Source organism: Pseudomonas neuropathica (assembly GCF_051174785.1).
In the GTDB taxonomy this organism is placed as follows: domain Bacteria; phylum Pseudomonadota; class Gammaproteobacteria; order Pseudomonadales; family Pseudomonadaceae; genus Aquipseudomonas; species Aquipseudomonas neuropathica_A.
Map to the genome: position 1 here is coordinate 1,975,640 of NZ_CP195111.1, position 25,161 is coordinate 2,000,800.

The 25,161-nt window shown below is 59.4% G+C and carries 15 protein-coding genes and 1 pseudogene; 10 read left to right on the forward strand and 6 right to left on the reverse strand.

The window, feature by feature from the left end; all coding sequences use genetic code 11:
* Window positions 1-171 precede the first annotated feature (171 nt).
* From ACRRSD_RS08960 to ACRRSD_RS08995, 8 genes are all read left to right on the forward strand, one after another.
* Window positions 172-4,689, forward strand: coding sequence for a SpvB/TcaC N-terminal domain-containing protein (locus tag ACRRSD_RS08960; RefSeq protein WP_435037844.1), 4,518 nt, complete (start codon window positions 172-174; stop codon window positions 4,687-4,689).
* Complete coding sequence (locus ACRRSD_RS08965) at window positions 4,686-7,424, forward strand: RHS repeat-associated core domain-containing protein (RefSeq protein ID WP_435037845.1); 2,739 nt, start codon at window positions 4,686-4,688, stop codon at window positions 7,422-7,424. The genes ACRRSD_RS08960 and ACRRSD_RS08965 overlap by 4 nt, the downstream gene beginning before the upstream one ends.
* The gene (locus tag ACRRSD_RS08970) at window positions 7,421-10,165 is read left to right on the forward strand and encodes an RHS repeat-associated core domain-containing protein (protein ID WP_435037846.1); all 2,745 of its coding nucleotides are present in this window, start codon (window positions 7,421-7,423) and stop codon (window positions 10,163-10,165) included. The genes ACRRSD_RS08965 and ACRRSD_RS08970 overlap by 4 nt, the downstream gene beginning before the upstream one ends.
* A gap of 76 nt (window positions 10,166-10,241) precedes the next feature.
* Window positions 10,242-12,002 carry an ATP-binding protein gene (locus ACRRSD_RS08975; RefSeq protein ID WP_435037847.1) on the forward strand — a complete coding sequence of 587 codons (1,761 nt, stop codon included), beginning with the start codon at window positions 10,242-10,244 and terminating at the stop codon, window positions 12,000-12,002.
* Window positions 12,002-13,330 carry a sigma-54-dependent transcriptional regulator gene (locus ACRRSD_RS08980; protein WP_435037848.1) on the forward strand — a complete coding sequence of 443 codons (1,329 nt, stop codon included), beginning with the start codon at window positions 12,002-12,004 and terminating at the stop codon, window positions 13,328-13,330. Before ACRRSD_RS08975 ends, ACRRSD_RS08980 begins: the two co-directional genes overlap by 1 nt.
* Before the next feature lie 501 nt (window positions 13,331-13,831).
* A complete protein-coding gene (locus ACRRSD_RS08985) occupies window positions 13,832-15,151 on the forward strand; it encodes an MFS transporter (protein WP_007912608.1) in 1,320 nt (439 codons plus the stop codon).
* Between the two features lie 381 nt (window positions 15,152-15,532).
* Entirely contained in the window at window positions 15,533-15,808 is a 276-nt protein-coding gene (locus tag ACRRSD_RS08990) for a hypothetical protein (RefSeq protein WP_077574321.1), read from the forward strand.
* A gap of 275 nt (window positions 15,809-16,083) precedes the next feature.
* Entirely contained in the window at window positions 16,084-16,713 is a 630-nt protein-coding gene (locus tag ACRRSD_RS08995; RefSeq protein ID WP_435037849.1) for a flavin reductase family protein, read from the forward strand.
* 4 nt (window positions 16,714-16,717) lie between these two features.
* Here ACRRSD_RS08995 and ACRRSD_RS09000 read toward each other — a convergent pair whose 3' ends face one another.
* The gene (locus tag ACRRSD_RS09000) at window positions 16,718-16,960 is read right to left on the reverse strand and encodes a hypothetical protein (RefSeq protein WP_435037850.1); all 243 of its coding nucleotides are present in this window, start codon (window positions 16,958-16,960) and stop codon (window positions 16,718-16,720) included.
* 43 nt (window positions 16,961-17,003) lie between these two features.
* The gene (locus ACRRSD_RS09005; RefSeq protein ID WP_095048248.1) at window positions 17,004-17,357 is read right to left on the reverse strand and encodes an antibiotic biosynthesis monooxygenase family protein; all 354 of its coding nucleotides are present in this window, start codon (window positions 17,355-17,357) and stop codon (window positions 17,004-17,006) included.
* 396 nt (window positions 17,358-17,753) lie between these two features.
* Between ACRRSD_RS09005 and ACRRSD_RS09010 the strand changes: the two genes are divergently transcribed.
* A complete protein-coding gene (locus ACRRSD_RS09010) occupies window positions 17,754-18,683 on the forward strand; it encodes an AraC family transcriptional regulator N-terminal domain-containing protein (RefSeq protein ID WP_435037851.1) in 930 nt (309 codons plus the stop codon).
* 424 nt (window positions 18,684-19,107) lie between these two features.
* Here the strand turns inward: ACRRSD_RS09010 and ACRRSD_RS09015 are convergent, their stop codons facing one another.
* The gene (locus ACRRSD_RS09015) at window positions 19,108-20,556 is read right to left on the reverse strand and encodes an aldehyde dehydrogenase family protein (protein WP_435038490.1); all 1,449 of its coding nucleotides are present in this window, start codon (window positions 20,554-20,556) and stop codon (window positions 19,108-19,110) included.
* Window positions 20,556-22,193, reverse strand: a complete 1,638-nt coding sequence (locus ACRRSD_RS09020) for a 5-guanidino-2-oxopentanoate decarboxylase (protein ID WP_435037852.1) — start codon at window positions 22,191-22,193, stop codon at window positions 20,556-20,558. Before ACRRSD_RS09020 ends, ACRRSD_RS09015 begins: the two co-directional genes overlap by 1 nt.
* A gap of 228 nt (window positions 22,194-22,421) precedes the next feature.
* Between ACRRSD_RS09020 and ACRRSD_RS09025 the strand changes: the two genes are divergently transcribed.
* A complete protein-coding gene (locus tag ACRRSD_RS09025; protein ID WP_435037853.1) occupies window positions 22,422-23,303 on the forward strand; it encodes a LysR substrate-binding domain-containing protein in 882 nt (293 codons plus the stop codon).
* Between the two features lie 223 nt (window positions 23,304-23,526).
* Here ACRRSD_RS09025 and ACRRSD_RS09030 read toward each other — a convergent pair.
* Window positions 23,527-24,146: pseudogene (locus tag ACRRSD_RS09030) on the reverse strand (NAD(P)-dependent oxidoreductase).
* A gap of 46 nt (window positions 24,147-24,192) precedes the next feature.
* Window positions 24,193-25,071 carry an MBL fold metallo-hydrolase gene (locus ACRRSD_RS09035; RefSeq protein WP_435037854.1) on the reverse strand — a complete coding sequence of 293 codons (879 nt, stop codon included), beginning with the start codon at window positions 25,069-25,071 and terminating at the stop codon, window positions 24,193-24,195.
* Window positions 25,072-25,161: the final 90 nt, after the last annotated feature.

Genomic DNA, 25,161 nt, shown 5'->3' on the forward strand with positions numbered 1-25,161 from the left:
ATCCGCAGTGATGACCCGGCCGTTTTTGCATGTGCAAACCAGTCGCGATAAAAAACCCGTCGATGCATAGAAAATGATCTTGCGCACCTGTCAGATCTGACAGGTTCATTTCAACGCGAATCTTGTTAGCGTCAGTCCATTCACGCCACCCCGCGCGCAATGGATTCGACCATGCCTGATCAACAAGAGCTGAGCATCACCACTCCCTCCATCGCCAAAAGCGCTTCGATTGCCACCATCGGCAAAAGCTGGGGCGCCGTGGGGCCGACCGGTGCGGCTTCGTTCGAACTGCCGATTCCGACGTCCGCCGGGCGAGGCTGGGACCCGCAGTTTTCGCTGAGTTACAGCAGTCAGAGTGGCAACGGTTCATTCGGGCTTTTCTGGCACTTGGCCGGCGCGGGTCAGATCAGCCGCCGCACCCAAAAAGGTGTGCCGCGCTATACCGATCATGACGAGATCGTCGGTGTCGATGGCGAAGTGTGGATGCCGGAGCTCGATGAGCACGGTGAACTGAAGTTCCGTGAGGAAAGCGTCTACAACGGCATAGACATTGGCCCGCACAGAGTTGTGCGTTATTGGCCTCAAGTCGAGAGCGACTTCGCCCTGCGCGAGCGCTGGCAGCGGCAGACCCGAGAAGCCGATCCACCGGTATTCTGGCTGATACACGGCGCCGACGGCTCGCTGCACCTTTACGGCAAAACCGAAGCCACACGAATTGCCGATCCTGACGCCCCCGGACACATCGCCACATGGCTGCTCTGCGAAAGCATGAACGCGCGCGGCGAACACATCTGTTTCGATTACAAGGCCGACGATCAGGATCCCGACCCGCTGCATGACTACCGCGCCCAGCGGTATCTGCGCCGTGTGTGTTATGGCAACTTCACCGCCAGCAGCGATCTGTACAGCTGGAGCACGGACAATCCCACCGAACTGGACTGGCACTTTCATCTGCTGTTCGATTACGGCGAACGCAGCACGTCACTGACCGATATCCCTGCGTACGACGAAGATCCCCTGAAACCCTGGACGGTCCGCCCGGATCGTTTTTCAACTCATGGTCAGGGTTTTGAACTGGGCACTCGCAGACTCTGCCAACAGGCGTTGCTGTTTCATCAGTTCTCCGAGCAATCGACAGACAAACCGAAACTGGTGAACCGGCTGCTACTGGAGTATCGCCAGGCGCAGGAAGACGAACAATGGACCTACAGCCAGATCAGCGCAGCGCACTATCAGGCATTCGATACCTACGGCATCGTCGAAAACACACCACCAGTCGAGTTCGATTACACCCCTTTCGACATCAATAAAACCCCACGTCGCTTCCTTGAACTTGATACGCAGCCGGGTATCGAGGACGGAGGTTTTTACCAGTGCGTCGATCTTTATGGCGAAGGTGTGCCGGGGTTTCTCTGCCGCTATGACCAGAGTTGGTACTACCGTGAACCACGGCGCGCGACGAAAGGAACCGATGAAATTAGCTATGGGCCATGGATCGCGCTGGACAAGATTCCGCTTGCTGATCGCAACCGTCCGGTACAGCAACTGCTGACCGACCTGACGGGTGACGGTCGGCTCGACTGGGTCACCGCGCAACCGGGCATCAGTGGTTTTCGCACCCTGACAGAACAACGCACGTTTGCCGACTTCGTCCCCTTCGGCAAATTCCCACCGGAGTTTTTCAACGCTCTCTCGACACTCGGCGACTTGAGTGGAGATGGCCTGAGTAGCCTGGCATTGATCGGGCCGGACTCGGTGCGATTGTATGCCAATGAGCGCGAACAAGGCTTCGCGGCGCCTGAAGAGGTGCCGCACGAGCCCGACGACGACCGCTTGCCACTGCTTAGCAACTCCCGCACGGAACTGGTGCTGTTGGGCAACCTGATGGGCAGCGATATGCCCGAGTTGTGCCGGATACGTCACGACGAAATTCGCTGCTGGCCGAACCTGGGCCACGGCCGGTTTGGCAGAGGTCGCAAGATCAGCGAATTGCCGTTCAGCTATGAACAATTCGACTCGTCACGGGTGCGCCTTGCCGACCTCGACGGCTCCGGAGCCGCGTCGCTGATTTATCTGCAATCGGAGTTCTTCGAGATCTACCTGAATCGCGGCGGCAATGGTCTGGAACAAACACCGATCAGCGTGCCGTGGCCCGACGGCGTGCGCTACGACCGTCTCTGTCAGGTAAGTTTCGCCGACCTGCAAGGCCTGGGCTGCGCCAGTTTGATCCTGACGGTGACGCACATGCAGCCGCAGCATTGGCGCTACGATTTCGTTCCGGCCAAGCCGTATCTGCTGACCAGCAGCAACAACAATATGGGTTGCAGTGCCAGCGTGGTCTACCGCAGTTCGGCGCAGGAATGGCTGGATGAGAAACGCCGCTTGCCCACTCTGAGACGTTTTCCGGCTTGCCACCTGCCGTTCCCGGTGGCGGTGGTCAAAAAACAGCAGCAACTGGATGAAATCACCGGCAACTGCCTGACGCAGCTTTTCACCTGGTGGGAAGGTTTCTACGACAGCCGCGAGCGCGAGTTCCGCGGTTTCGGCTTATTGCAGCAAACCGACAGTGAGAGCGCCAGCGACGATGAGGGCGAAGGCTTCAGCGAGCCGATGCGGGTCTTCACCTGGTTTCATACCGGGCAATCGATGGACCGGTCGCGTGATGACTATTTCAAGCATGACGCACAAGCGGAGGCGCTGGGCGATACGCTGTTCAGCCGATATCACGAGGCGGACGATTTCGAGGAACAGCTGGATTCTCCTGACGCAGACACTCGCTACCAGATCTCGCGGGCGCTGGTCGGCTCGGTCACACGCATTGAGACTTATGCCGATACTGGTGAGGGTGGCCCCGGGATCGCCACGCCTTACGCGGTCGAAGAGATACGCTATCGGGTGCGTGAGGTACGTGAGCAAGGCGCTTACGCCGCCGCAGTCTTGCTGCCGCTGGTGGTGGAAAAGATCAGCTACCAGTACGACGGTTTCGTCGCTGACCCCCTGTGCAGCCATGAACTGAGCCTGCGCTACAACCTTTACGGCCAAGCGACGCATGCAATCACAGTGAGCTACGCCCGGCGGCTCACCGAAACGGATACGCCACCGTTCGACGATCCTGATGAACGGCAGTGGTGGTACGACGCCCATGACCCGGCGCAACGATCGTTCTACCTGAATGAAAGCCGTTTTGCGTTTATCGATCTGGACGAGGATCCGCAGCATTGGCGTCTTGGTTTGCCCTATCAACAGCGTGGCAATGCATTGGTCTTGTCGTCCAAGGGCACACTTCCCACCGGGCTTACCCCTGCGCAGGTGTCCTATGAGTGCCTGATGGAACATGAGGATTCGGCGTACTGGAATGCCGAACGAGTGCTGACCACGCAGTCCGTGCAGCGTTACGTGAGTGCCGACGGCAAACTGCTGGACGATGGCATTGCCGGCTTCGAAGCCCTGGTCGGCCCACTGGAAGTGGCACAACTGGACAAGACGGCGCTGGACGCTTACAGCGTTCTGTCGAATTTCAACGTGCGCACTGAACTGGCGAAAATCGGTTACACACCGATGCCGTTTCTGTTCTGGGTAAATCCTTTGGGCAGTACAGAACAGGACCTGTGGTCGGCGAATTTCGGCTACGCCGAATACGCCGGCCTCGACGGTTTCTACAAGGTATGCCGCTATCGCGAGACTCTCAGCCATGGCTTCACCCGGGCCGAATACGACGTTTATGCGCTGTTCGTCACCCTCGTGGAACTGCCGGATGGCTGCACCACGCACATTGAGTACGACTACCACGCGCTGCAACCGCTGAAAATCATCGATGCCAACGACAACATTCACGAAGCGATCAGCGATCCCTCCAAACAGCCACTGGCCACCAGCTTTCATGGCACCGAGAACGGGACGAAGGCGGGGTTCCAGCCACTCTGCTTATACAAATCTCCCGAGGACCGGAGCCCGGCTACCGCGATTGCCCACCCGGCCGATGCCGTGCAAGAAGCTGCGAGTACCCTGCGCAAGGATCTGTTCAGCTGGATGGGGCAGATTGCCAACGACACTCACGTCGCCATGGCATGGATTGCCCAAGGTTATCTGCTGCCCAGCGGGCATATCAGGGCCAGCGCACGCCGACAACTGGCCCAGCGCAGTAGCGCCTTGACGCCTGATGAACAGGCACTGCAAGCCGCCATCGCAGCCGTGCATCGCGAACCGGTCCACAGCGTGATCCTCAGTGCTGACCGCTACCCCGGCGACCCGGCGGTGCAAATCCAGATCATCAAAGCCTGCGTCGACGGCTTTGGCCGGGCGTTGCAAACCCAGCAAAAAGTTGACCCGGGCAAGGCCTATGCCGTGGATGCCGACGGCTCGCTGATCATCGAGGATGGTCAGATCAAAGAGGTCGATGCCGACCCGCGCTGGCGTATCAGCGAGCGGGTCGAATACAACAACAAGGGCTTGCCGGTTCGTCAGTTCCGGGCGTTTTTCGCCGACACCTATATTTACGTCAACGATCAGTCCCTGCGCAAACTGGGTCATCACGACAAGTTTTTCTATGACGTCAAGGACCGGCAGGTTCGAGTGATCAATGCCAAGGGCCACTTTTCCCGAGTGTCCTACTACCCGTGGTTTCAAATCTCCGAAGATTTCAACGACACCGCCGAGTCGTCATCTCCAACGCAGGCGCCACGGTCGTGACTGCCAACGTGCATCGCCGAACACCCGCACTGGCCGTGAGCGATGCGCGTGGCCTGCCGGTGCGGCAGGTCGGGTACTTGCGCATTGTGACGGCCGACATCCCCGAAGCTCTGGTAACCCGTCAGCAGCATGACTCCGCCGGGCGTCTGGTCGAGCAATGGGACCCGCGTCTGTCGGCACCTTGCCTGAGCACGGTTTACAGCCTGAACGGATCGCTATTGAAGTCAGACAGCGTCGACGCCGGCTGGCGCCTGACCCTGCCGGGGCTGGCCGGTGAACCGTTGCGACGCTGGGACCAGCGCGGCAGCTATTGGCACACGATCTTCGATCAGCAACTGCGGGTGGTCGCCGTCGAGGAAAATGGCAAACCCAACGTGGATGTTTTTATCTACGCCGACGCCTCGGCCAAGACGCAGTTCAACCAGCGTGGCCAGTTGCTGGAGCAGAGAGATCGTTCCGGTTCGCTGCTCACCGACAGTTTTTCCCTGGCCGGCCAGCCGCTGAAGGAAACCCGCACGTTCCACGACGGTGAACGGTTCACCAGCGAACAGGTGTTCAGCCCGCTCGGCGCGTTGCTGGAACAGACTGACGCCGGCGGCCATCGGCGACGCTCGCACTACGGCCTGGCCGGGCAACTCAAACAAACGGAACTGCTGATCAAGGATGGGTCTGACTGGCAAGCGGTGTTGCTGGACGCGCAGTACAACGCCAACGACCAGATCGTCGAACAGCTGGCCGGTAATCGTGTGCGAAGTACGTGGACGTATGACCCGGCGCACGGTCGTCTGCACACCCAGTCCAGCCACAAGGACGGCGGCGGTGTCCTGCAAAACCTCGAATACTTCTACGACCGCGTCGGCAATATCACCCGCATCGCAGACCACGCTTTTCAGCCGCGCTACTTTGCCAATCAGCGGATCGACGGCCACCGCGACTTCACTTACGACTCGCTCTATCGGCTGACCAGCGCCACTGGCTACGACGACGCGCCGCCGTCAGATATTCCCGGCCTGCCGCAAGCGATCGAGCCGAACAATCGCCTCAATTACACCCAGACGTACCAGTACGATAACGGTGGCAATCTGATCGAGCTGTGTCATGTGCGAGACGGTAACAACTCCACCCAGCAAATGTTCATCGACCCGAAGAGCAATCGTGGCGTGCTTTGGAAAACAGGCAATCCGACACCTGTATTCGACGATCTGTTCGATCTTCATGGCAATCAACTGACCGTACAACCAGGACAACCGCTGCAATGGAACGCCCGCGATGAGCTGGAGAGTGTGACCCTGGTCCAGCGCGAGAGCGGCCTCAATGATGCCGAGCACTACCGCTACAGTCAGGGCGTGCGCGTGTTCAAACGCCACGAAACCTTCGCTGCCAACGCCGAACATTTCCATCAGGTGCGCTACCTGCCGGGGCTTGAAATCCGCACCCGCGACAACGGCGAAGAACTGCACGTCATCACTCTGGGCAACGCCCGCTGCCTGCATTGGGCAGAGAAAAAACCCAACGGCATCGCCACTGATCAACTGCGCTACAGCCTCGAAGATCACCTCGGCTCCTGCGTGATGGAGCTGGATCAGCAGGCGCAGCTGATCAGCGAGGAAGGTTTCTACCCGTTCGGCGCCACGGCATGGATGACCGCGCCTTCGGAGATCGAGGTCAGCTACAAGTTCATCCGCTATTCGGGCAAGGAGATGGATGTCAGCGGGTTGTACTACTACGGCGCCCGCTATTACGCGCCGTGGCTGCAGCGTTGGGTCAGTGCCGATCCGGCGGGGGATGTAGATGGGCTGAATCTTTACGGATTCGTCGGGAACAACCCGTTAACTTTTGTGGATGTGCACGGCAACAGCCAAGAGAAATTCGATATCGTCAATTTCTCAAACTTCGTGACCATTCTCGGTGATTACTCCGCCACAACGCTTGACCGGATGCTGAAAGTATCAAGTGGACAGTACGGGACTGACCTGCTGGCGAATGTTGTTGCAGAATCACTGATAGGCACTGCCGGCTTCTTCGCTGGTTATTTCGGCGGCGGGTTCGCCGGCTCGACACTTACCGCCGGCATGCCCGCCGCCATCGGCTACTTGTCCGAGATGATTGCCATGCACGTCAGCGGCGATATCGGCGAGGCGATCGCCAGCAAATACACGTCCTTTGCAAATTTGACAGCCCCATTGATTCCCCAAACTTCGGCAATGAGCGTCGCAGCCATTGATCAAAAAGTCGGCATCACAGAGCGTTCATCGAGTTTCACGCCGGCCGACGCAGCCAACACCTTACTGGCCCGCGGCGTCGGAGCATATCTTCCAGGCGTAGGCGCGACACTTAATATCGGTGCGCGGGTGCAGGAGGTGGAGGACATTAAACAGGGTCTGGATCCGGTCAAGATTGAAAAAATCGAAACGATGCTCGCCGACTGGCAACAAGCACTCACTTCGCGAATGGCCGACATTGAGAAAGCTTTCAGACGCGTAGGACAAAACACGATCAATTCGGCTGACGTGATACCTGACAAAAGCCGCTTGATGGCTGCCAAGACCATTCGGCTCAATACCTTGCGAGAGCAGACCAGTGCGATCCTGGGATATATCGAAAGCAGCCAGACCACCTTGAAGTGGTACAAAGAGGACATGCTGACAGACAACAGATTTTTGCGCGAACAAGCGAAACCAGCGTCGAGATTTCAGAAATTTTTCCGGCCCTTCACCAAACACAAATTCACATGAAATACGACCCCGTTCATAGGCGCACTCCAACGGTGGCGGTGATCGATAGCCGGGGCTCCCCGATCCGTCAGATCAATTACTTGCGCACTCTGGCCGACGACACACCAAAAGCACTCGTGTCACGTCAGCAACACGATATGGCCGGCCGTCTGGTGGCGCAGCAGGATCCGCGTCTGCCCACTGCGAACCTAGCCACCGTCTATTCACTAAATGGCGAGCCGTTGAAAATCGACAGCGTCGACGCCGGCTGGCGCCTGACCCTACCGGGACTGGCCGGTGAACCGTTGCGACGCTGGGACCAGCGCGGCAGCTATTGGCAGACGATCTTCGATCAACAGCTGCGAGTGGTCGCCGTCGAGGAAAATGGCAAACCCAACGTGGATGTTTTTATCTACGCCGACGCCTCGACCGAGGCGGGGCTCAACCAGCGCGGCCAGTTGCTGGAGCAAAAAGATCGTGCCGGTTCGCTGCTTACTGACAGTTTTTCCCTGACCGGCCCGCCGATGTGCGAAACCCGTACCTTCCACGACGGAGAACCGTTTACCAGCCACCAAGTGTTCAGCCCGCTCGGTGCGCTGCTGGAACAGGTCGACGCCGGCGGCCATCGGCGGCGCTCGCGCTACGGTCTGGCCGGGCAACTCAAACAAGCGGAACTGCTGATCAGCAAAACGTCTGACTGGCAGCCGGTGTTGCTCGACGCGCAGTACAACGCCCATGACCAGATCGTCGAGCAACTGGCTGGCAATCACATACTCAGCACGTGGACGTATGACCCGGCGGACGGTCGTTTGCACACCCAGTCCAGCCACAAGGACGGCAGCGGTACCCTGCAAGACCTCGAGTACTTCTACGACCGCGTCGGTAACATCACTCGCATCGAAGACCACGCTTTTCAGCCGCGATATTTCGCCAACCAACTCGTCGACGGCCACCGCGACTTCACTTACGACTCGCTCTATCGGCTGACCAGCGCCACCGGCTACGACGACGCGCCGCCGTCAGATATTCCCGGCCTGCCGCAAGCGATCGAGCCGAACAATCGCCTCAATTACACCCAGACTTACCAGTACGATAACGGTGGCAATCTGATCGAGCTGTGTCATGTGCGAGACGGTAACAACTCCACCCAGAAAATGTTCATCGACCCGAAGAGCAATCGTGGCGTGCGTTGGAAAACAGGCCATCCGACACCTGTATTCGACGACCTGTTCGATCTTCATGGCAATCAACTGACCGTACAACCAGGACAACCGCTGCAATGGAACGCCCGCGATGAGCTGGAGAATGTGACCCTGATCCAGCGCGAGAGCGGCCTCAATGATGCCGAGCACTACCGCTACAGTCAGGGCGTGCGCGTGTTCAAACGCCACGAAACCTTCGCTGCCAACGCCGAACATTTCCATCAGGTGCGCTACCTGCCGGGGCTTGAAATCCGCACCCGCGACAACGGCGAAGAACTGCACGTCATCACTCTGGGCAACGCCCGCTGCCTGCATTGGGCAGAGAAAAAACCCAACGGCATCGCCACTGATCAACTGCGCTACAGCCTCGAAGATCACCTCGGCTCCTGCGTGATGGAGCTGGATCAGCAGGCGCAGCTGATCAGCGAGGAAGGTTTCTACCCGTTCGGCGCCACGGCATGGATGACCGCGCCTTCGGAGATCGAGGTCAGCTACAAGTTCATCCGCTATTCGGGCAAGGAGATGGATGTCAGCGGGTTGTACTACTACGGCGCCCGCTATTACGCGCCGTGGCTGCAGCGTTGGGTCAGTGCCGACCCGGCAGGAGATGTGGATGGGCTGAACCTGTATGGGTTTGTGCGCAACAATCCCATGACTTACTTCGACCGGACAGGCAACGAAACGGAAGTAGCCCAACCGTCAAGCGGAGGCGTTCTGGCATTTATTACCGGAAACACGCCCACAGAGCGTATGCAGAAGCAACTGGCCTTCCATAGCGAGCTGCTTTCAGCCGTCGATCTGGCTGTCAGGGATGTCACCACGCAAATACTCAATCATCGTTCTGAGCCCAACAGCAGGGTATCAACCGCGAAACGAACAGGTTTTTTTCTTGCGGAAAAGGGCACATCCAACGCGGTTGGCATAGGCATGAGCGCAGCCGGGGTAGCACTGGGAATCCCTGGCGGCCCTCTGGGAATGCTGATTGGCGGGGTTCTAGGTTTCGTAGTCGGAAAAACCGTGAGTAAAACGACGAAAGCGATCGGCAGAAAAACCGGTTTGAACACCTCCATCAGCTTGCAACCGGATCGATTGAAAGGAACCAGGCTGTTAAAGCAAACACAGGCCGAACAAGGGCCCGTGGTTAACTTTAAAGCTATCGCCGATTACAATCCGCTCAAACCCGAAGGACGGCAAGAGATCAAACAAGGCGGCATCGCGGCTGGCAAGGAATTGGCGCTGGCAGGCGCTGGCAAGATCCCCTACGTCGGGCCGGCCATCAAGGTGATTCCGGACACCCTCGATCTCTTGAATGAAATAGCAACCAGCGCAAATGATCTTACCGAGGATGAGGTGACTGCACTGGATGCCGACATTACCGACACGATTAATATGCTGCAGTATCGCTCGGAACGTTTAATCGAAACGGTCAAGATCCTAGGTCCTACTGACACCGCTAAACGCATTGATCGCATTGAAAACGAAACTGGACAGCGAATAAAAAGGCTTCGAAACCTGAGGACCGTACTTCATTCCAATTCGACGACTTTTACTGCCGTATGAAAAGGTGACGACGCGACTCCTGGCCTGAACAGTGCTCATGGTAAGGTGCCTGCCCGTCCTTATTCCTGCGCCCAGCATGCTGCCGACTTCCCGTATCCTGCGTCTGTCGTTGTATACCCTGCTGATCATTGCCGGCACGGCGCTTGCCGCTACGCTTGCGATCCGCCACGCCGAACGTCAGGCGCTGGAGGAAGACGCCGCCCGTGCCAACCAGCAACTGGCGTTGTACGCCAACTCCCTGCACACCCTGATCGACCGCTACCGCGCCCTGCCCGCCGTGCTCGCGCTGGACCCGCAATTGCGTTCGGCGCTGGCCGGGCCGGTCGATGCCCAAGAGCAGTCGGCGCTGAATCTCAAGCTGGAAAAGATCAACGGCGCAGCGCAATCCTCGACCCTTGAACTGCTCGACCACACGGGCCTCGCCGTGGCGGCAAGCAACTGGCGCCTGCCCAGCAGTTACGTCGGCCACAATTACGGTTTCCGTCCCTACTTCAGCCAGACCCGCACCCAGGGCACCGGGCGCTTTTATGCAGTGGGCGTGACCAGCGGGATTCCCGGCTACTTCCTCTCAAGCGCCGTACTTGGTGATAACGACGAGTTCCTTGGCGCAATGGTGGTCAAGCTGGAATTCCCCGAGCTGGAACGCGAATGGAGTCAGGGCAATGACACGCTGCTGGTCAGCGATGCGCGCGGAATCATCTTCATCGCCAACCAGCCCGGCTGGCGTTATCGCGCGCTGCGGCCGTTGAGCGCCCGCGACATGGATGAGATCAAAGCCACCCGGCAGTACGACAAGCAATCGCTGCAGCCCTTGACTCATTTATCGCTGCGCCGCTTCGATGACAACAGCGATCTGCGTCGCGTCGAAGGCCCGCAAGGCACGGCCGATTATCTGTGGGAATCGCTGCCACTGAGCACCGAAGGCTGGACCCTGCACCTGCTGCGTCATCCGCAAGTGGCGTTCGAAGATCTGCGCAATGCCGGGCTGGCCGCCGCCGGGGTGTGGCTGGCGCTGGTGTTTCTGTTGCTGTTTCTCAACCAGCGCTGGCGCCTGTCGAAAATCCGCCAGCGCAACCGCGAAGAGCTTGAACAGTTGGTGGAAGAACGCACCCGCGACTTGCGCACTGCGCAGGACGGTCTGGTGCAATCGGCCAAACTCGCCGCGCTCGGCCAGATGTCCGCGGCGCTGGCCCACGAAATCAATCAGCCGCTGACCGCTCAGCGCATGCAACTGGCGACCCTGCGCCTGCTGCTCGAGCATGGCCGTGTCGACGATGCCTATAAAGCGTTGAAACCGGTGGATGAAATGCTCACGCGCATGGCCGCCCTCACCGGCCACCTCAAGACCTTCGCGCGCAAAAGCCCCAGCGGCTTGCGTGAGCGGCTGGATCTGGCGACGGTGGTCGATCAATCCTTGCAGTTGCTCGATGCACGGCTGCGCGACGAACAGGTCAGTCTGGTGCTACACCTGACGCGTCCGGCGTGGGTGCGCGGTGATGCGATTCGCCTCGAACAGGTGCTGATCAACCTGCTGCGCAACGCCCTCGATGCGATGCAGGGCAAGCAATGCAAACGGTTGGAAATCCGTCTGGAAGCCGATGAACAACTGTGGCGCCTGAGCGTCAGCGACAATGGCGGCGGCATTGCCGAAGAGCATTTGGGCCAGGTCTTCGACCCGTTCTTCACCACTAAACCGGTGGGTGACGGCCTGGGCCTCGGGCTGGCGGTATCCTTCGCTATCGTGCATGAATCCGGCGGACGTCTGAGCGCCGAAAATGGCGACAGCGGCGCCGTGTTCAGCCTGACTTTGCCAATCGATCTGGAGGCACACATCTGATGCTCAACTCGGTGATGGTAGTCGATGACGAAAGCAGCATCCGCAGTGCCGTCGAACAGTGGCTGAGCCTGTCGGGCTTCGAGGTGCAGTTGTTCAGCCGCGCCGAGGAATGCCTCGCCGCCCTGCCCGCGCACTTTGCCGGGGTGATCCTCAGCGACGTGCGCATGCCCGGCATGGGCGGGCTGGCGTTATTGGCCGAAGTGCAGAAACGCGATGCCGATCTGCCGGTGATTCTGCTTACCGGCCATGGCGATGTACCGATGGCCGTCGAGGCGATGCGCGACGGTGCCTACGACTTTCTGGAAAAACCGTTCAGCCCGGAAACCCTGCTCGGCAGCTTGCGTCGGGCGCTGGACAAACGCCGGCTGATTCTGGAAAACCGCGCCCTGCACGAGCAGGCCGACAACCGCGCCAAACTTGATGCGACGTTGCTCGGCGTGTCCCGTGGTTTGCAGACGTTGCGCCGGCAAGTACTGGATCTGGCGACGCTGCCGGTCAATGTGCTGATCCGTGGCGAAACCGGCAGCGGCAAGGAATTGGTCGCCCGTTGCCTGCATGATTTCGGCCCGCGCGCGGCCAAGCCGTTTGTGGCGCTGAACTGTGCGGCAATTCCTGAGCAGCTGTTCGAGGCCGAGTTGTTCGGCCACGAGAGCGGCGCGTTTACCGGCGCCTCGGGCAAGCGCATCGGCAAGCTGGAATACGCCGATGGCGGCACGCTGTTTCTCGATGAAATCGAAAGCATGCCGCTGGCGCAACAGGTGAAACTGCTGCGGGTGTTGCAGGAGCAGAAGCTTGAGCGGTTGGGCTCGAACCAGAGCATCCGCGTTGACCTGCGGATTGTCGCGGCGACCAAACCGGATCTGCTCGATGAAGCCCGGGCCGGACGTTTTCGCGAGGATCTGGCCTATCGTCTGAACGTCGCCGAACTGCGTTTGCCGCCATTGCGTGATCGTCGCGAAGACATTCCATTGCTGTTCGAAACCTTCGCCCACAATGCCGCTGAACGCTTGGGCCGTACCTTCCCACCCTTGAGCGGCGCGCAGTTGAGTCATCTGCTCAGCCACGACTGGCCGGGCAATGTGCGCGAACTGGCGAACGTCGCCGAGCGCCAGGTGCTGGGGCTGGATGAGCCGGCGCCGGGGATCGATCCGGGCCAATCGCTGGCGGCGCAGCAGGAGGCGTTTGAAGCGCAGTGTTTGCGTGCAGCGCTGACCCGGCACAAGGGCGATGTGAAAGCGGTGCTTGAAGAACTGCAACTGCCGCGCCGCACGTTCAATGAAAAGCTGCAGCGGCATGGGTTGAGTCGGGAGATGTTTCTGAGCGAGTGAGTCGGGCTTGGGATTTTCTGTGTGGCTGAGATCTTTTCCCCCTCACCCCAGCCCTCTCCCCCAAGGGGGCGAGGGGGAAAGGGAGCCGATCTCCATGCTTTTCAAAACCTGAGTTCGACTCGATATCTCAGGTCGGTGTAACTCGAACAATCCACTCGGTCACCCCAGCCCTCTCCCCCAGGGGGCGAGGGGGAAGGGAGCCGATCTCCATGCTTTTCAAAACCTGAGTTCGACTCGATATCTCAGGTCGGCGTAACTATCAAAAGCACCTCGATTTGTCCCCTCTCCCTCCGGGAGAGGGCTAGGGTGAGGGGCTTTTGATCTCTGCCCCAATGAGCGGAAATCCGCTCACACAATCCATTCCATCGGCACAAATCCGCTCACCCAATCCCACCACCCCCTCTAAACCGGCCCTCCCCCCGTTGGCACACCTCCTGCTATAGCCCTCGCAGGCTGCGTTCCAACGCGCTCCACAAAAACAATTAAACGAAGGATCCTTCAATGGATAACTCCAACGCCCTGCCTCTTGGGTCGGCTGCCGTGCCGGCCAAAGAAAGAACCACCGCCAGCCGGATCAAATCGATCTTCAGCGGTTCCGTCGGCAACATGGTCGAATGGTACGACTGGTACGTGTATGCCGCCTTCTCCCTGTACTTCGCGAAAACTTTCTTCCCTGCCGGTTCCACCACCGCCCAATTGATGAACACCGCCGCGATTTTCGCCGTCGGCTTTCTGATGCGTCCGATCGGTGGCTGGCTGATGGGCATGTACGCCGACAAGGTCGGACGTAAAAAAGCCCTGATGGCCTCGGTCTATCTGATGTGCTTCGGCTCGCTGCTGATCGCCCTCAGCCCGAACTACGAAACCATCGGCATCGGTGCGCCGATCCTGCTGGTGTTCGCTCGCTTGCTGCAAGGCCTGTCGGTCGGTGGCGAATACGGCACTTCGGCGACCTATCTCTCGGAGATGGCGACCAAGGAACGTCGCGGCTTCTTCTCCAGCTTCCAGTACGTGACCCTGATCTCCGGCCAGCTCATCGCGCTGGGTGTATTGATCGTGCTGCAGAACGTGCTGACCACTGAACAGTTGTACGCGTGGGGCTGGCGTATTCCGTTCGCCATCGGCGCGCTGTGTGCAGTCGTGGCGCTGTACCTGCGTCGCGGCATGGAAGAAACCGAGTCGTTCACCAAGAAAGAAAAGTCCAAGGAAAGCGCCATGCGCACCTTGATGCGCCATCCCAAAGAGCTGTTGACCGTGGTCGGTCTGACCATGGGCGGCACCCTGGCGTTCTACACCTACACCACTTACATGCAGAAATACCTGGTGAACACCGTCGGCATGAGCATCTCCGACTCGACCACCATTTCTGCCGCCACACTGTTCCTGTTCATGTGCCTGCAACCGATCATCGGCGGCCTCTCGGACAAGATCGGTCGGCGTCCGATCCTGATCGCCTTTGGTGTGCTGGGGACGATCTTCACCGTGCCGATCCTGATGACCCTGCACACCATTCAGACCTGGTGGGGCGCATTCTTCCTGATCATGGCGGCACTGATCATCGTCAGCGGCTACACCTCGATCAACGCCGTGGTGAAAGCTGAATTGTTCCCCACTGAAATCCGCGCCCTGGGCGTCGGCCTGCCGTACGCACTGACCGTGTCGATCTTCGGCGGCACCGCTGAATACATTGCGCTGTGGTTCAAGAGCATCGGCATGGAAACCGGTTACTACTGGTATGTGACGGCGTGCATCGCAGTGTCGTTGCTGGTGTACATCACCATGAAGGACACCCAGAAGCATTCGCGCATCGTCACTGACTGATCGGGTGTTCACAGCCACTGCAATGGTGGCTGTTCTGGCCCTATCGCGAGCAGGCTCACTCCTACATTTGGAATGTTTTCCCTCTGTAGGAGTGAGCCTGCTCCCGATTGGGGTCACCACTTGATCCAGACCTGCATGAAAATTCCTCACATCCGCCGCCAAGCGATTAATCGCTAATTAATGCTGCCCGCTCATTCTCCAATCACCTGATCGATGACCTGCGCGACGCTCGCTGCGACGACGAAAGCGAATATTCTGCGCCGCCCTTAATATCAATTTAATCGATTGTTTTTAGCATTAATTTGCGCTTTTTAATCAATTTAGTTGGCGTAGCATTAAACCCATGCAAGACACACCGCCAACGAATCTGGAGTAAACGACATGAAAACCAAACTGATCCTCGCCCTGACCCTGTCCGTACTGGCCGCCAACACCTTTGCTGCCGACGGCTCGGATCGCACCAAATCCGCAGACTTCATCAACGGCGCCAGCGCCGCCATCGAAACCAGCCACTCTGGCACTTATGCCGCTGACGGTTTTGATAAAACCAACATTGGCAAAGCTGTCGCTGCCGATGGTTTCGACAAAACCAACCTGGGTAAAACCGTCGCGGCTGACGGCTTCGATAAAACCGGTACTGCCGCTGCCATCAGCTAAGTATCAGCAGTCCTCTCACAGCCCGGCTTCGGCCGGGCTTAGTCATTTCTGGGGCATGACAATTTCCTGAGTTCACATCAAACCCTGTGGGAGCGAGCCTGCTCGCGAAGACGTCATGTCAGGCGATATCAATGCGACTGACCCGACGCTTTCGCGAGCAGGCTCGCTCCCACAGGGGAATTTCATAGTTTGGAATATCGGTGTCTGGCTGGAAATATGCAGCGTCTGCTTGCACTATTGGGCACCTGACCCAGCACTCTCCAGGACCACCCGCCATGCCCGATGACATCCACTTCTACGAACCCGCCAACGGCCACGGTCTGCCCCACGATCCGTTCAACGCCATCGTCGGCCCACGCCCGATCGGCTGGATTTCCTCGCGGGATGCCAACGGCCGGTTGAACCTGGCGCCATACAGCTTCTTCAACGCCTTCAACTACATTCCGCCAATCATTGGTTTTTCCAGCGTCGGGCGCAAAGACAGCCTGAACAACATCGAGCAGACCGGTGAATTCGTCTGGAACCTCGCCACCCGCCCGCTGGCCGAGCACATGAATCAGAGCTGCGCGATGGTCGCGCCTGAGGTCAACGAATTTGAATTGGCGGGATTGACGACGGTCGCGTCCAAAGTGATTTCGGTGCCACGGGTCGCCGAAAGCCCGGTGTCCTTCGAGTGCAAGGTCACGCAGATCATTCAGTTGCAGCGTGCCGATGGCGAGACGGTGCCGAGCTGGCTGATCCTCGGCGAAGTGGTCGCCGTGCACATCGCCAAGTGGCTGTTGAAGGACGGCATCTACGACACCGCCGCAGCAGAACCGATTCTGCGCGGCGGCGGGCCAGCGGATTATTTCCAGCTGGGGCCTGAGGCCCTGTTCAAGATGTGGCGTCCGGGCGCAAACAAGTAACGCGTTACCAGATCAACTCGGCGTCTTCAGTGACGCCCTTGAGGTTATCCAGCTCATTGATGGCCGCTTCATCGGCAGCAATGGCGCCGGGGAAAACCTGATCATTCAGCAGTTTGTGAAAGCGTGGTGCACCGCCATCGACCAGGGCCTTGACCCCGATTGCCGCGTGATAGCCCTTGTTGCCGCCCAACTCGACGGGGACGACTGCGGAAACTGCTTCGAAGTGTTCGAACTCTCTACGTGCCATGTCACATATCCCGGCTCAGACAAACAAGCCGGACATTAAACCCTCAACCGACGAGTTTGTGTACCGGTGCCGGGCATTGACCGAGGGCTTGTGCCGCCGATACGTCCTTGAAGGTGTGGAAGTCGAGGCTGTTGACCACCAGTTCCTGCACCAGCTCGGCGAAGATTTCCATCGACGGGCTGTTGAAATAGTTGGTCATCATTTGCTGGCTGCTCCAGAACCCGCAGACCAGCCACAACTCGGGATCACACTGCGAATGCTGCAAGGCAAAGCTCAGGCAACCGGGGGCGGCGCGGGACGGCTCGATCAACGCGCTCAGGCGTACACCGAGTTCCGCCGAACGCCCGGCGCGCGCTCGAACGAAGGCCATATGACTGACGGGAATCTGCTTGGACATGTTCAACCCTCCCAGGGAGTCGCGTGGCAGCCGGGGACGGGCTGCGACAGGATCAAAGGTTAAGGGCCTGACGCCCGCCGCCGTTAGTCGATTCCTGCCGCCGCGTTGCACAATCCTGCGAGACTGCATCCAGAACCTGTAACAACCTGTAAAACTGCGTCACACGTCTGTCATACGCGTTTTGTGTAGGAGCTGCCGAAGGCTGGGATCCTTTGATTTTGCCTTGAAGATCAACAGATCGCAGCCTTCGGCAGCTCCTACAGGGTTGGATCGCGGCAGGCGCGGAAACACCCCGGGGCAGAATCAGGCAAGCATTTCGCAGGATGTGTCTACCGCTGGCGCTTGCACAAACATATGCTCTGCTCCATTCCACCTCCCCTGCCGAGGATGCCGTGCATGACGTCATTCGATCGTTTTCAAGCCGAACCCAGCGTTGACATGGAAAAACAGCGTGCGGAACTGGCGGCGATCATCCGCCGCAACACCACTGACGATGGCAGCTACGAGACCGCCATCGGCTCGCTGTTCATGTCGCGCCACACAAAATCCCACGACTTTGCCCCGGTGCTCGCGCAACCGGCGCTGTGCATCATGGCGCAGGGACGCAAAGAGGTGCGGCTGGCCGATGAGTACTTCAATTACGACCCGCTGAATTATCTGGTGGTCTCGGTTTCGATGCCGCTGAGCGGGCGCGTGGTTAACGTTTCGCCGGAAGAGCCGATCCTCGCCGTGCGTCTGGATATTGACCCGACAGAAATCACCGCGCTGATCGCTGACGCCGGCCCCATGGGCGTGCCGACCCGGCCGACCGGGCGTGGTTTGTATGTCGAGCAGATCGACAGTTCGATGCTTGATGCGGTGCTGCGTCTGGCACGTTTGCTCGATGCGCCGAAAGACATCGCCATGCTTGCGCCGCTGATTCGCCGGGAGATTCTCTATCGCCTGCTGCGCAGTCCGCAGGGTCATCGCCTGTATGAGATCGCGATTGCCAACAGCCAGAGTCATCGCATCAGTCAGGCGATCAAATGGTTGAACGGCAACTTTGAACAGCCATTGCGCATTGATGATCTGGCCAGAGAAGTGAACCTCAGCGTTTCGACTCTGCATCACCGTTTCAAAGCGATGACGGCGATGAGTCCTTTGCAATATCAGAAGCAGTTGCGCTTGCAAGAGGCGCGGCGCTTGATGCTCGCCGAAGGGTTGGAAGCGTCGGCGGCGGGGTATCGGGTGGGGTATGAAAGTCCGTCGCAGTTTAGTCGCGAATATAGTCGGTTGTTCGGTGCACCGCCGTTAAGGGATCTGGCGCGGTTGCGGCTTTCGGTGTGACCGTTAGAAGCCCCTCACCCTAGCCCTCTCCCGGAGGGAGAGGGGACTGATTGGGGGATATTCAGGAAATACACCGACCTGAAAATGCTTCACCGAATCCATAATCGACTCGATCTCTCAGGTCGATGGATAGCGCCAGACACCTCGGTCGGCTCCCTCTCCCTCCGGGAGAGGGCTGGGGTGAGGGTCGGCTTTCAAAGTACTTTGACCAATCCATAATCGACCGGATTTTTCAGGTCGGTGGATACCGCCAGACACCTCGATCGGCCCCCTCTCCCTCCGGGAGAGGGCTGGGGTGAGGGTCGGCTTTCAAAGTACTTTGACCAATCCATAATCGACCGGATTTTTCAGGTCGATGGACATCGCCAGACACCGCGATCGGCTCACTCTCCCTCTGGGAGAGGGCTGGGGTGAGGGTCGGCTTTTACACCGCGCGGATCACATGCTTGATTTCCTGAAACGCGGCTAGGCCCCATGGCCCCAGCTCGCGACCAATGCTGCTCTGCTTGTACCCACCCCACGCCGCCTGCGGGAAAATCACCTGCGGCGCGTTGATCCACACCATCCCCGCCTGCAAGGCATTGGCCACGCGGTCTGCCGCAGCGGCATCGGCCGTCACCACGCTCGCCACCAAACCAAACGGCGTGTCATTGGCCAGCGCAATCGCCTCGGCTTCGCTACTGAAACTGCGCACACATAATACCGGCCCGAAAATCTCTTCACACCACAGCGCGCTGTCCAGCGGTACGTCGGTGAATACGGTCGGCTGCAAGAAATAGCCGCGCGGCAGATTCGCCGGACGATTGCCGCCGCAAAGCAAACGCGCACCCGCGCTGAGTCCACGGTCAATGTGCCCAAGCACTCGCTGGTACTGCGCCTGATTGACCAGCGCACCCATTTCCACCTCCGCATCGAACGGATCGGCCACACGAATGGCCTGCGCACGTTTCTGCAGACGGCGGAGGAATTGCTCTTCCAGCTCATCCGCAACCAGCACACGACTGGTCGCCGAACACATCTGCCCGGCGTTGAAAAATGCGCCGCCGCAGGCCAGCTCAACCGCCAGATCGAGATCAGCATCCGCCAACACCAGCAGCGAAGATTTGCCGCCCAACTCCAGACTCACGCCTTTCACCGTTTCCGCTGCGCGCTGCATCACTTCCACGCCAACCGCATTGCTGCCGGTAAAGGAGATCTTGGCGATACGCGGATCCGCCGACAATGGCGCACCGACCGCCAGCCCGGTGCCGCAGACGAGGTTGAACACACCGTTTGGCAGACCCGATTCCGCAATGATCGCCGCCAGTTCCAGCTCCGGCAGCGGCGTGACTTCCGAAGGTTTGAGCACCACGCAGCAACCGGCCGCCAGCGCGGGTGCAAGCTTCCATGCCGTGGTGACCATCGGGAAATTCCACGGCACGATCAGCCCGACCACACCGCACGGCTCGCGGCGCAGGCGTGCGCTGAAATCATCGCTGGGCAGCGGCACGTTTCCGTCCTGCTGGGCGTCGAGGCCTTCGGCGAGTTCGGCGTAATACTCGAATGTGGCGATCACGTCGTCGACGTCGATCGCCGCTTCGAATTGCGGTTTACCGTTGTTGCTCGATTGCAGTTTCATCAAGTGCTCGCGACCGTTGCGCACCCCATTGGCGATGTTGCGCAGAATCGCGCCGCGCTCGGCGCCGCTGGTTTGCGACCAGCTTTTGAAGGCTTCGCTGGCGGCCGCAACAGCTTGGTCGACGGCGTGCTCGTCACCGCCATTGACCGTGGTCAGTAACGCTTCGGTGGCCGGGTTGATCACCCGCAGATGTTCGCGGCCGGCCGACCATTGGCCGTTGATGTAAAGGCCGTCGAGAGTGGTTGGAAAACTGATCATTGCGCCACCGCCTGCATCCATTGGCTCTGATCGATTTCAATCAGGGTCGGGCCCTGACGATCGCTTGCACTACGCAACGCAGTGCGCAGTTGTTCGATGCTGCTGATCGCTTCAGCCGCGCAGCCGAGGCCCTTCGCCACAGCGACAAAATCCGGGGTGTAGATATCCACGCCGACCGGCTCGATGGCACGATTGACCATGTATTTCTTGATCTCTTCGTAGCCTTGGTTATTCCACAGCAGGACGATCACCGGCACCCGCGCTTCGACGGCGCTGGCCAGTTCCGGCAGGGTGAATTGCAGCCCGCCATCGCCGATCAGGCAGACCACTGGAGGACGCGCACCTTTGTCGTGTTGGCCACCAAGCCACGCACCGATCGCGGCCGGCAAGGCGTAGCCGAGCGTGCCGTAACCGGTCGAGGCATTGAACCAGCGGCGCGGGTGATCCGGGTTGAACGTCAGGTTGCCGGTGTACACCGGTTGCGTGGAGTCGCCGACGAACACCGCGTTCGGCAATTCATCGAGCACGGTGTCGAGGAAACGGGTTTGCGCGAGGGTCGGTGCATCCCAGCTCGCGGCCAGTCCAGCGCGCAGTTTGCCGACGCGGGCCGGGCCCCAATCGCTGCTGCGCTCGTCGAGTTTTTCCTGCGACAGCGCATCCAGCAAGGCTTGCGCGGCGTTCCGCGCATCGGCCACCAGCGCCAGGTGCGGCGGGTAGTTGCGCACGGTCTGATCGGCGTCGATATCGATGCGCAACAGTTTGCCGGGAATCTCGAAACCGCCAGCGAACGTGACGTCGTAATCGGTCTCGGCCAGCTCGGTGCCGATGGCCAGAACCACGTCAGCATCTGCAACCAGCGCGCGGGTGGCGACCAGTGTTTGGGTCGAACCGATGAGCAGCGGGTGGTTGCCCGGCAGCATGCCTTTCGCGTTGATCGTCAGTGCCACTGGAGCGTCGATCAGTTCGGCGAGTCTGGTCAGCTCGGGCGCTGCGTCGATGGCACCGCCGCCAGCCAGAATCAGCGGACGTTTGGCAGCGGCGAGCAATTCGCTCATGCGCTTGACCGCACCGGGCGCGGCACCGGCGCGGTCGATATTGACCGGTACGCAGGCGAGCAATTCATCGGCATTTTCGACCAGCACATCCAACGGAATTTCGATGTGAGCCGGACGCGGACGGCCGGCCTGGAACAACGCAAAAGCACGTGCCAACACCCCCGGCAATTCAGCGGCGGACATCAAAGTGTGCGAGAACGCCGCGACACCTGCGACCAATGCGCTCTGATTCGGCAACTCATGCAGCTTGCCGCGACCGCCGCCCAACTGACTGCGCGATTGCACACTGGAGATCACCAGCATCGGGATCGAATCGGCGTAGGCCTGGCCCATGGCGGTGGTGATGTTGGTCATGCCCGGGCCGGTGATGATGAAGCACACACCCGGTTTGCCGCGGGTGCGCGCGTAACCGTCGGCCATGAATCCGGCGCCCTGCTCATGCCGAGGGGTGACGTGGCGAATGCTCGAACGCGCCAGCCCGCGATACAGCTCCACGGTATGCACCCCGGGAATGCCGAACACCTGCTCGACCCCATAACCTTCGAGTAACTTGACCAGTACTTCGCCACACGTCGCCATGTCGATTGCCCTTCATATTTGATCGATACGCCGAATCAAATGTGGGAGCGAGCTTGCTCGCGAAAGCGGTGTATCAGCTAGATCAATGCTGAATTGAAAACCGTATTCGCGAGCAAGCTCGCTCCCACAATGATTCCGGGAATGGGCTCATTGAACGGTCGACAGGTAGCCGCAACAATCGATTAAAAGTCATACTAGCCATGTCCTCACGTCATACCTTGGTTCCCCATGAAACGCCTGCCTCCCCTCCCCGCTCTGCACACGTTTCTGATCACCGCGCAGTGCTGCAACTTCACTCGCGCCGCCGAGCAGTTGCACATCACTCAGGGTGCAGTGAGCCGGCAGATCGCCGGGCTGGAAGCGCATCTCGGTTATCCGCTGTTCATCCGCCTGGCCCGTGGCCTGGCGCTGACTGCCGAAGGACGTGAATGGCTACCGCGTGTGGAAAAAGTCTTCGGCCTGATCAGCGAAGCGACCGAGCAAATCGGCCTGCAGCGGCAAACCCTGCAACTCAAAGCACCGAGCTGCGTGATGCGCTGGCTCCTGCCGCGCTTGCTGCAATGGCAAAAAGAACGCCCGGACGTGCCGGTGAAACTCACCGCCTCGCTGCAACACGGCGTGGACTTTCAGCGTGAGCAGTTCGACGCGGCAGTGATCTACGGCCCGCCCCCGGACAACTCGCCGGGCGCACTGCACTTGTTCGACGAGCAACTGACGCCAGTGTGTTCGCCGCTGTTGCTCAAGGGTTCACCGGCGCTGCATACGCCGGCGGATCTGCAACAGCATCTGTTGCTGCACCCGACGCACGACATTCACGATTGGTCGGTTTGGCTCAACACCGCTGAGCTAAGGCTGAACAACATCGGCAGCGGCCAGCATTTCGAGACGCTGGATCAGGCGATGTCGATGGCGTCGCATGGGACGGGAGTGGCGATCGGGGATTGGTCGTTGATTGGTGATGACTTGCGCGCGGGGCGGCTGGTGATGCCGTTTGAGTTGAAAGTGAAGACGGGGTTGGCGTATTACGTGGTGTTGCCACCGGGGATTGAAGCATCGCCGCCGCTTGAAGAGTTGATGATCTGGTTGGTTGAGCAGGCGCATTTGCGGTGAGGCTTTTTCCCCTCACCCTAACCCTCTCCCAGAGGGAGAGGGGACTGATTGGGGGATGCTATAGAAATACGCCGACGTGAAACTACTGTGTTGAATCCATAATCGACTCGATCACTCAGATCGATGTACAACGCCAGACAACTCGGTTCCCTCTCCCTCCGGGAGAGGACTGGGGTGAGGGGGAAAGATCTGAAGCCAGACCCATCACTCAGCGTTACGTCAATCAGTAACCTACAGTAAACCGCTGACGCGAATGCTTCGGCGTTTCCACTTCGTCCAACAGCGCAATCGCGTAATCGGCAAAAGTAATCCAGCTACGCCCCTCGGCACTCACCAGCAAATGATCCTGACCGACGCGGAAAGTACCCGTGCGCTCCCCGTCGACAAACTCTGCCGACGGCGACAGGAAGGTCCAGTCCAGTCCAGATCCTGCTCCTGACGCAACGCATCTAGAAACGCCGCACCAGCACTGGCTTCAGCTTTGTACTCTGCCGGGAAACCCGCGCTGTCGATCACCCGTGTGTCGTCCGGCAGCAACAAAGAACCGGCACCGCCCACCACCAACAGACGCTTCACCCCAGCCTGCTTCACCGGCCCGACAATCGCCGCCGCAGGCACGGTGGCGAAATGCGCGGCGGTGATCACCACATCATGACCGGCCACCGCATCTTGCAGCGCTGCGGCATCCAGCACATCGACATTCTTGCTGACCACACCGGCACGGGCGCCGATCTTCGAGGTGTCGCGGGCGATAGCGGTGACGCTATGGCCTCGACGCAGGGCTTCTTCCAGCAATTGGCTACCGGCGCGGCCGGTGGCACCAATGATTGCGATCTTGCTCATGACATTCTCCAGTTGGCTTGAGAGTGCTGCGTTTTTCAGAATCGGCTTACCACTGCATTTCGCCCTTGGCGACTTTCGCGCTCAGCTCCAGCGAGCTTTCTTCACCCAGTTTCGGGTAGCGTTTTTTCATCGCGGTGATCAGTGCGGCGGAATCTTTGGCCTTGGCGGTTTCAGCGTCGAACGTCTTAATGTAGTCGGCGGTGAATTTCACGCTGGCCAGCGAACGGCTGCTGTTGCCGAGGTAATGACCTGGCACCACGGTGTCCGGTTTGAGGGTTTCGATCGAGTGCAGGGTTTGCAGCCAGTCGGCGTGGGATTGCGCGGTCTGGGTGTCGGCCATCCACACATGGATGTTCTCGGCGACAACCACACCACCGACCACGGCTTTGAGCGACGGAATCCACACAAAACTGCGATCCGGCTGTTTGCCGTCGAGGCCGACCACCTGCAATTTCTGCCCTTCGAGCATCAGGCTGTCGCCCTTGAGCACGCCCGGCACGATGGTTTTCGCTGGCACATCGGCGCCCATTTTCGGGCCCCAGAAAGCCAGTTTGCCGGCGACGGTTTTGTTGATGTGATCGACGGTCGGCTGCGAGGCCAACACCTTGGCGTCAGGGAACGCCTGAGTCAGGGTGTCGAGGCCGAAATAGTAATCCGGGTCGCCATGGCTGATGTAGATGGTGGTCAGGTGCTTGCCGCTGGCGCGGATCTTTTCCACGACCTGTTCAGCCTGGGATTTGCCGAACTGGGCATCGACGAGGATCGCGTCTTTCTCGCCGCTGACCAGCACCGAGGTCACCGGGAAAATCGCGTTGGTTCCCGGGTTGTAGACGTCAAGGTTCAGGTTGGCAGCCGCCGCATGCGCAGCGAAACCCAGGGAAGCGGTGGCGAGCAGAACGCGTTTGAGTGTGGTGAAGCCGATCATCTGTTGCTCCGATGTCCGAATGCCGTGTTTGGCGATGGGACAGAGCTTAGTTGCCTGACTCAGTACAAAAAATGCGATGCTTGAACATAG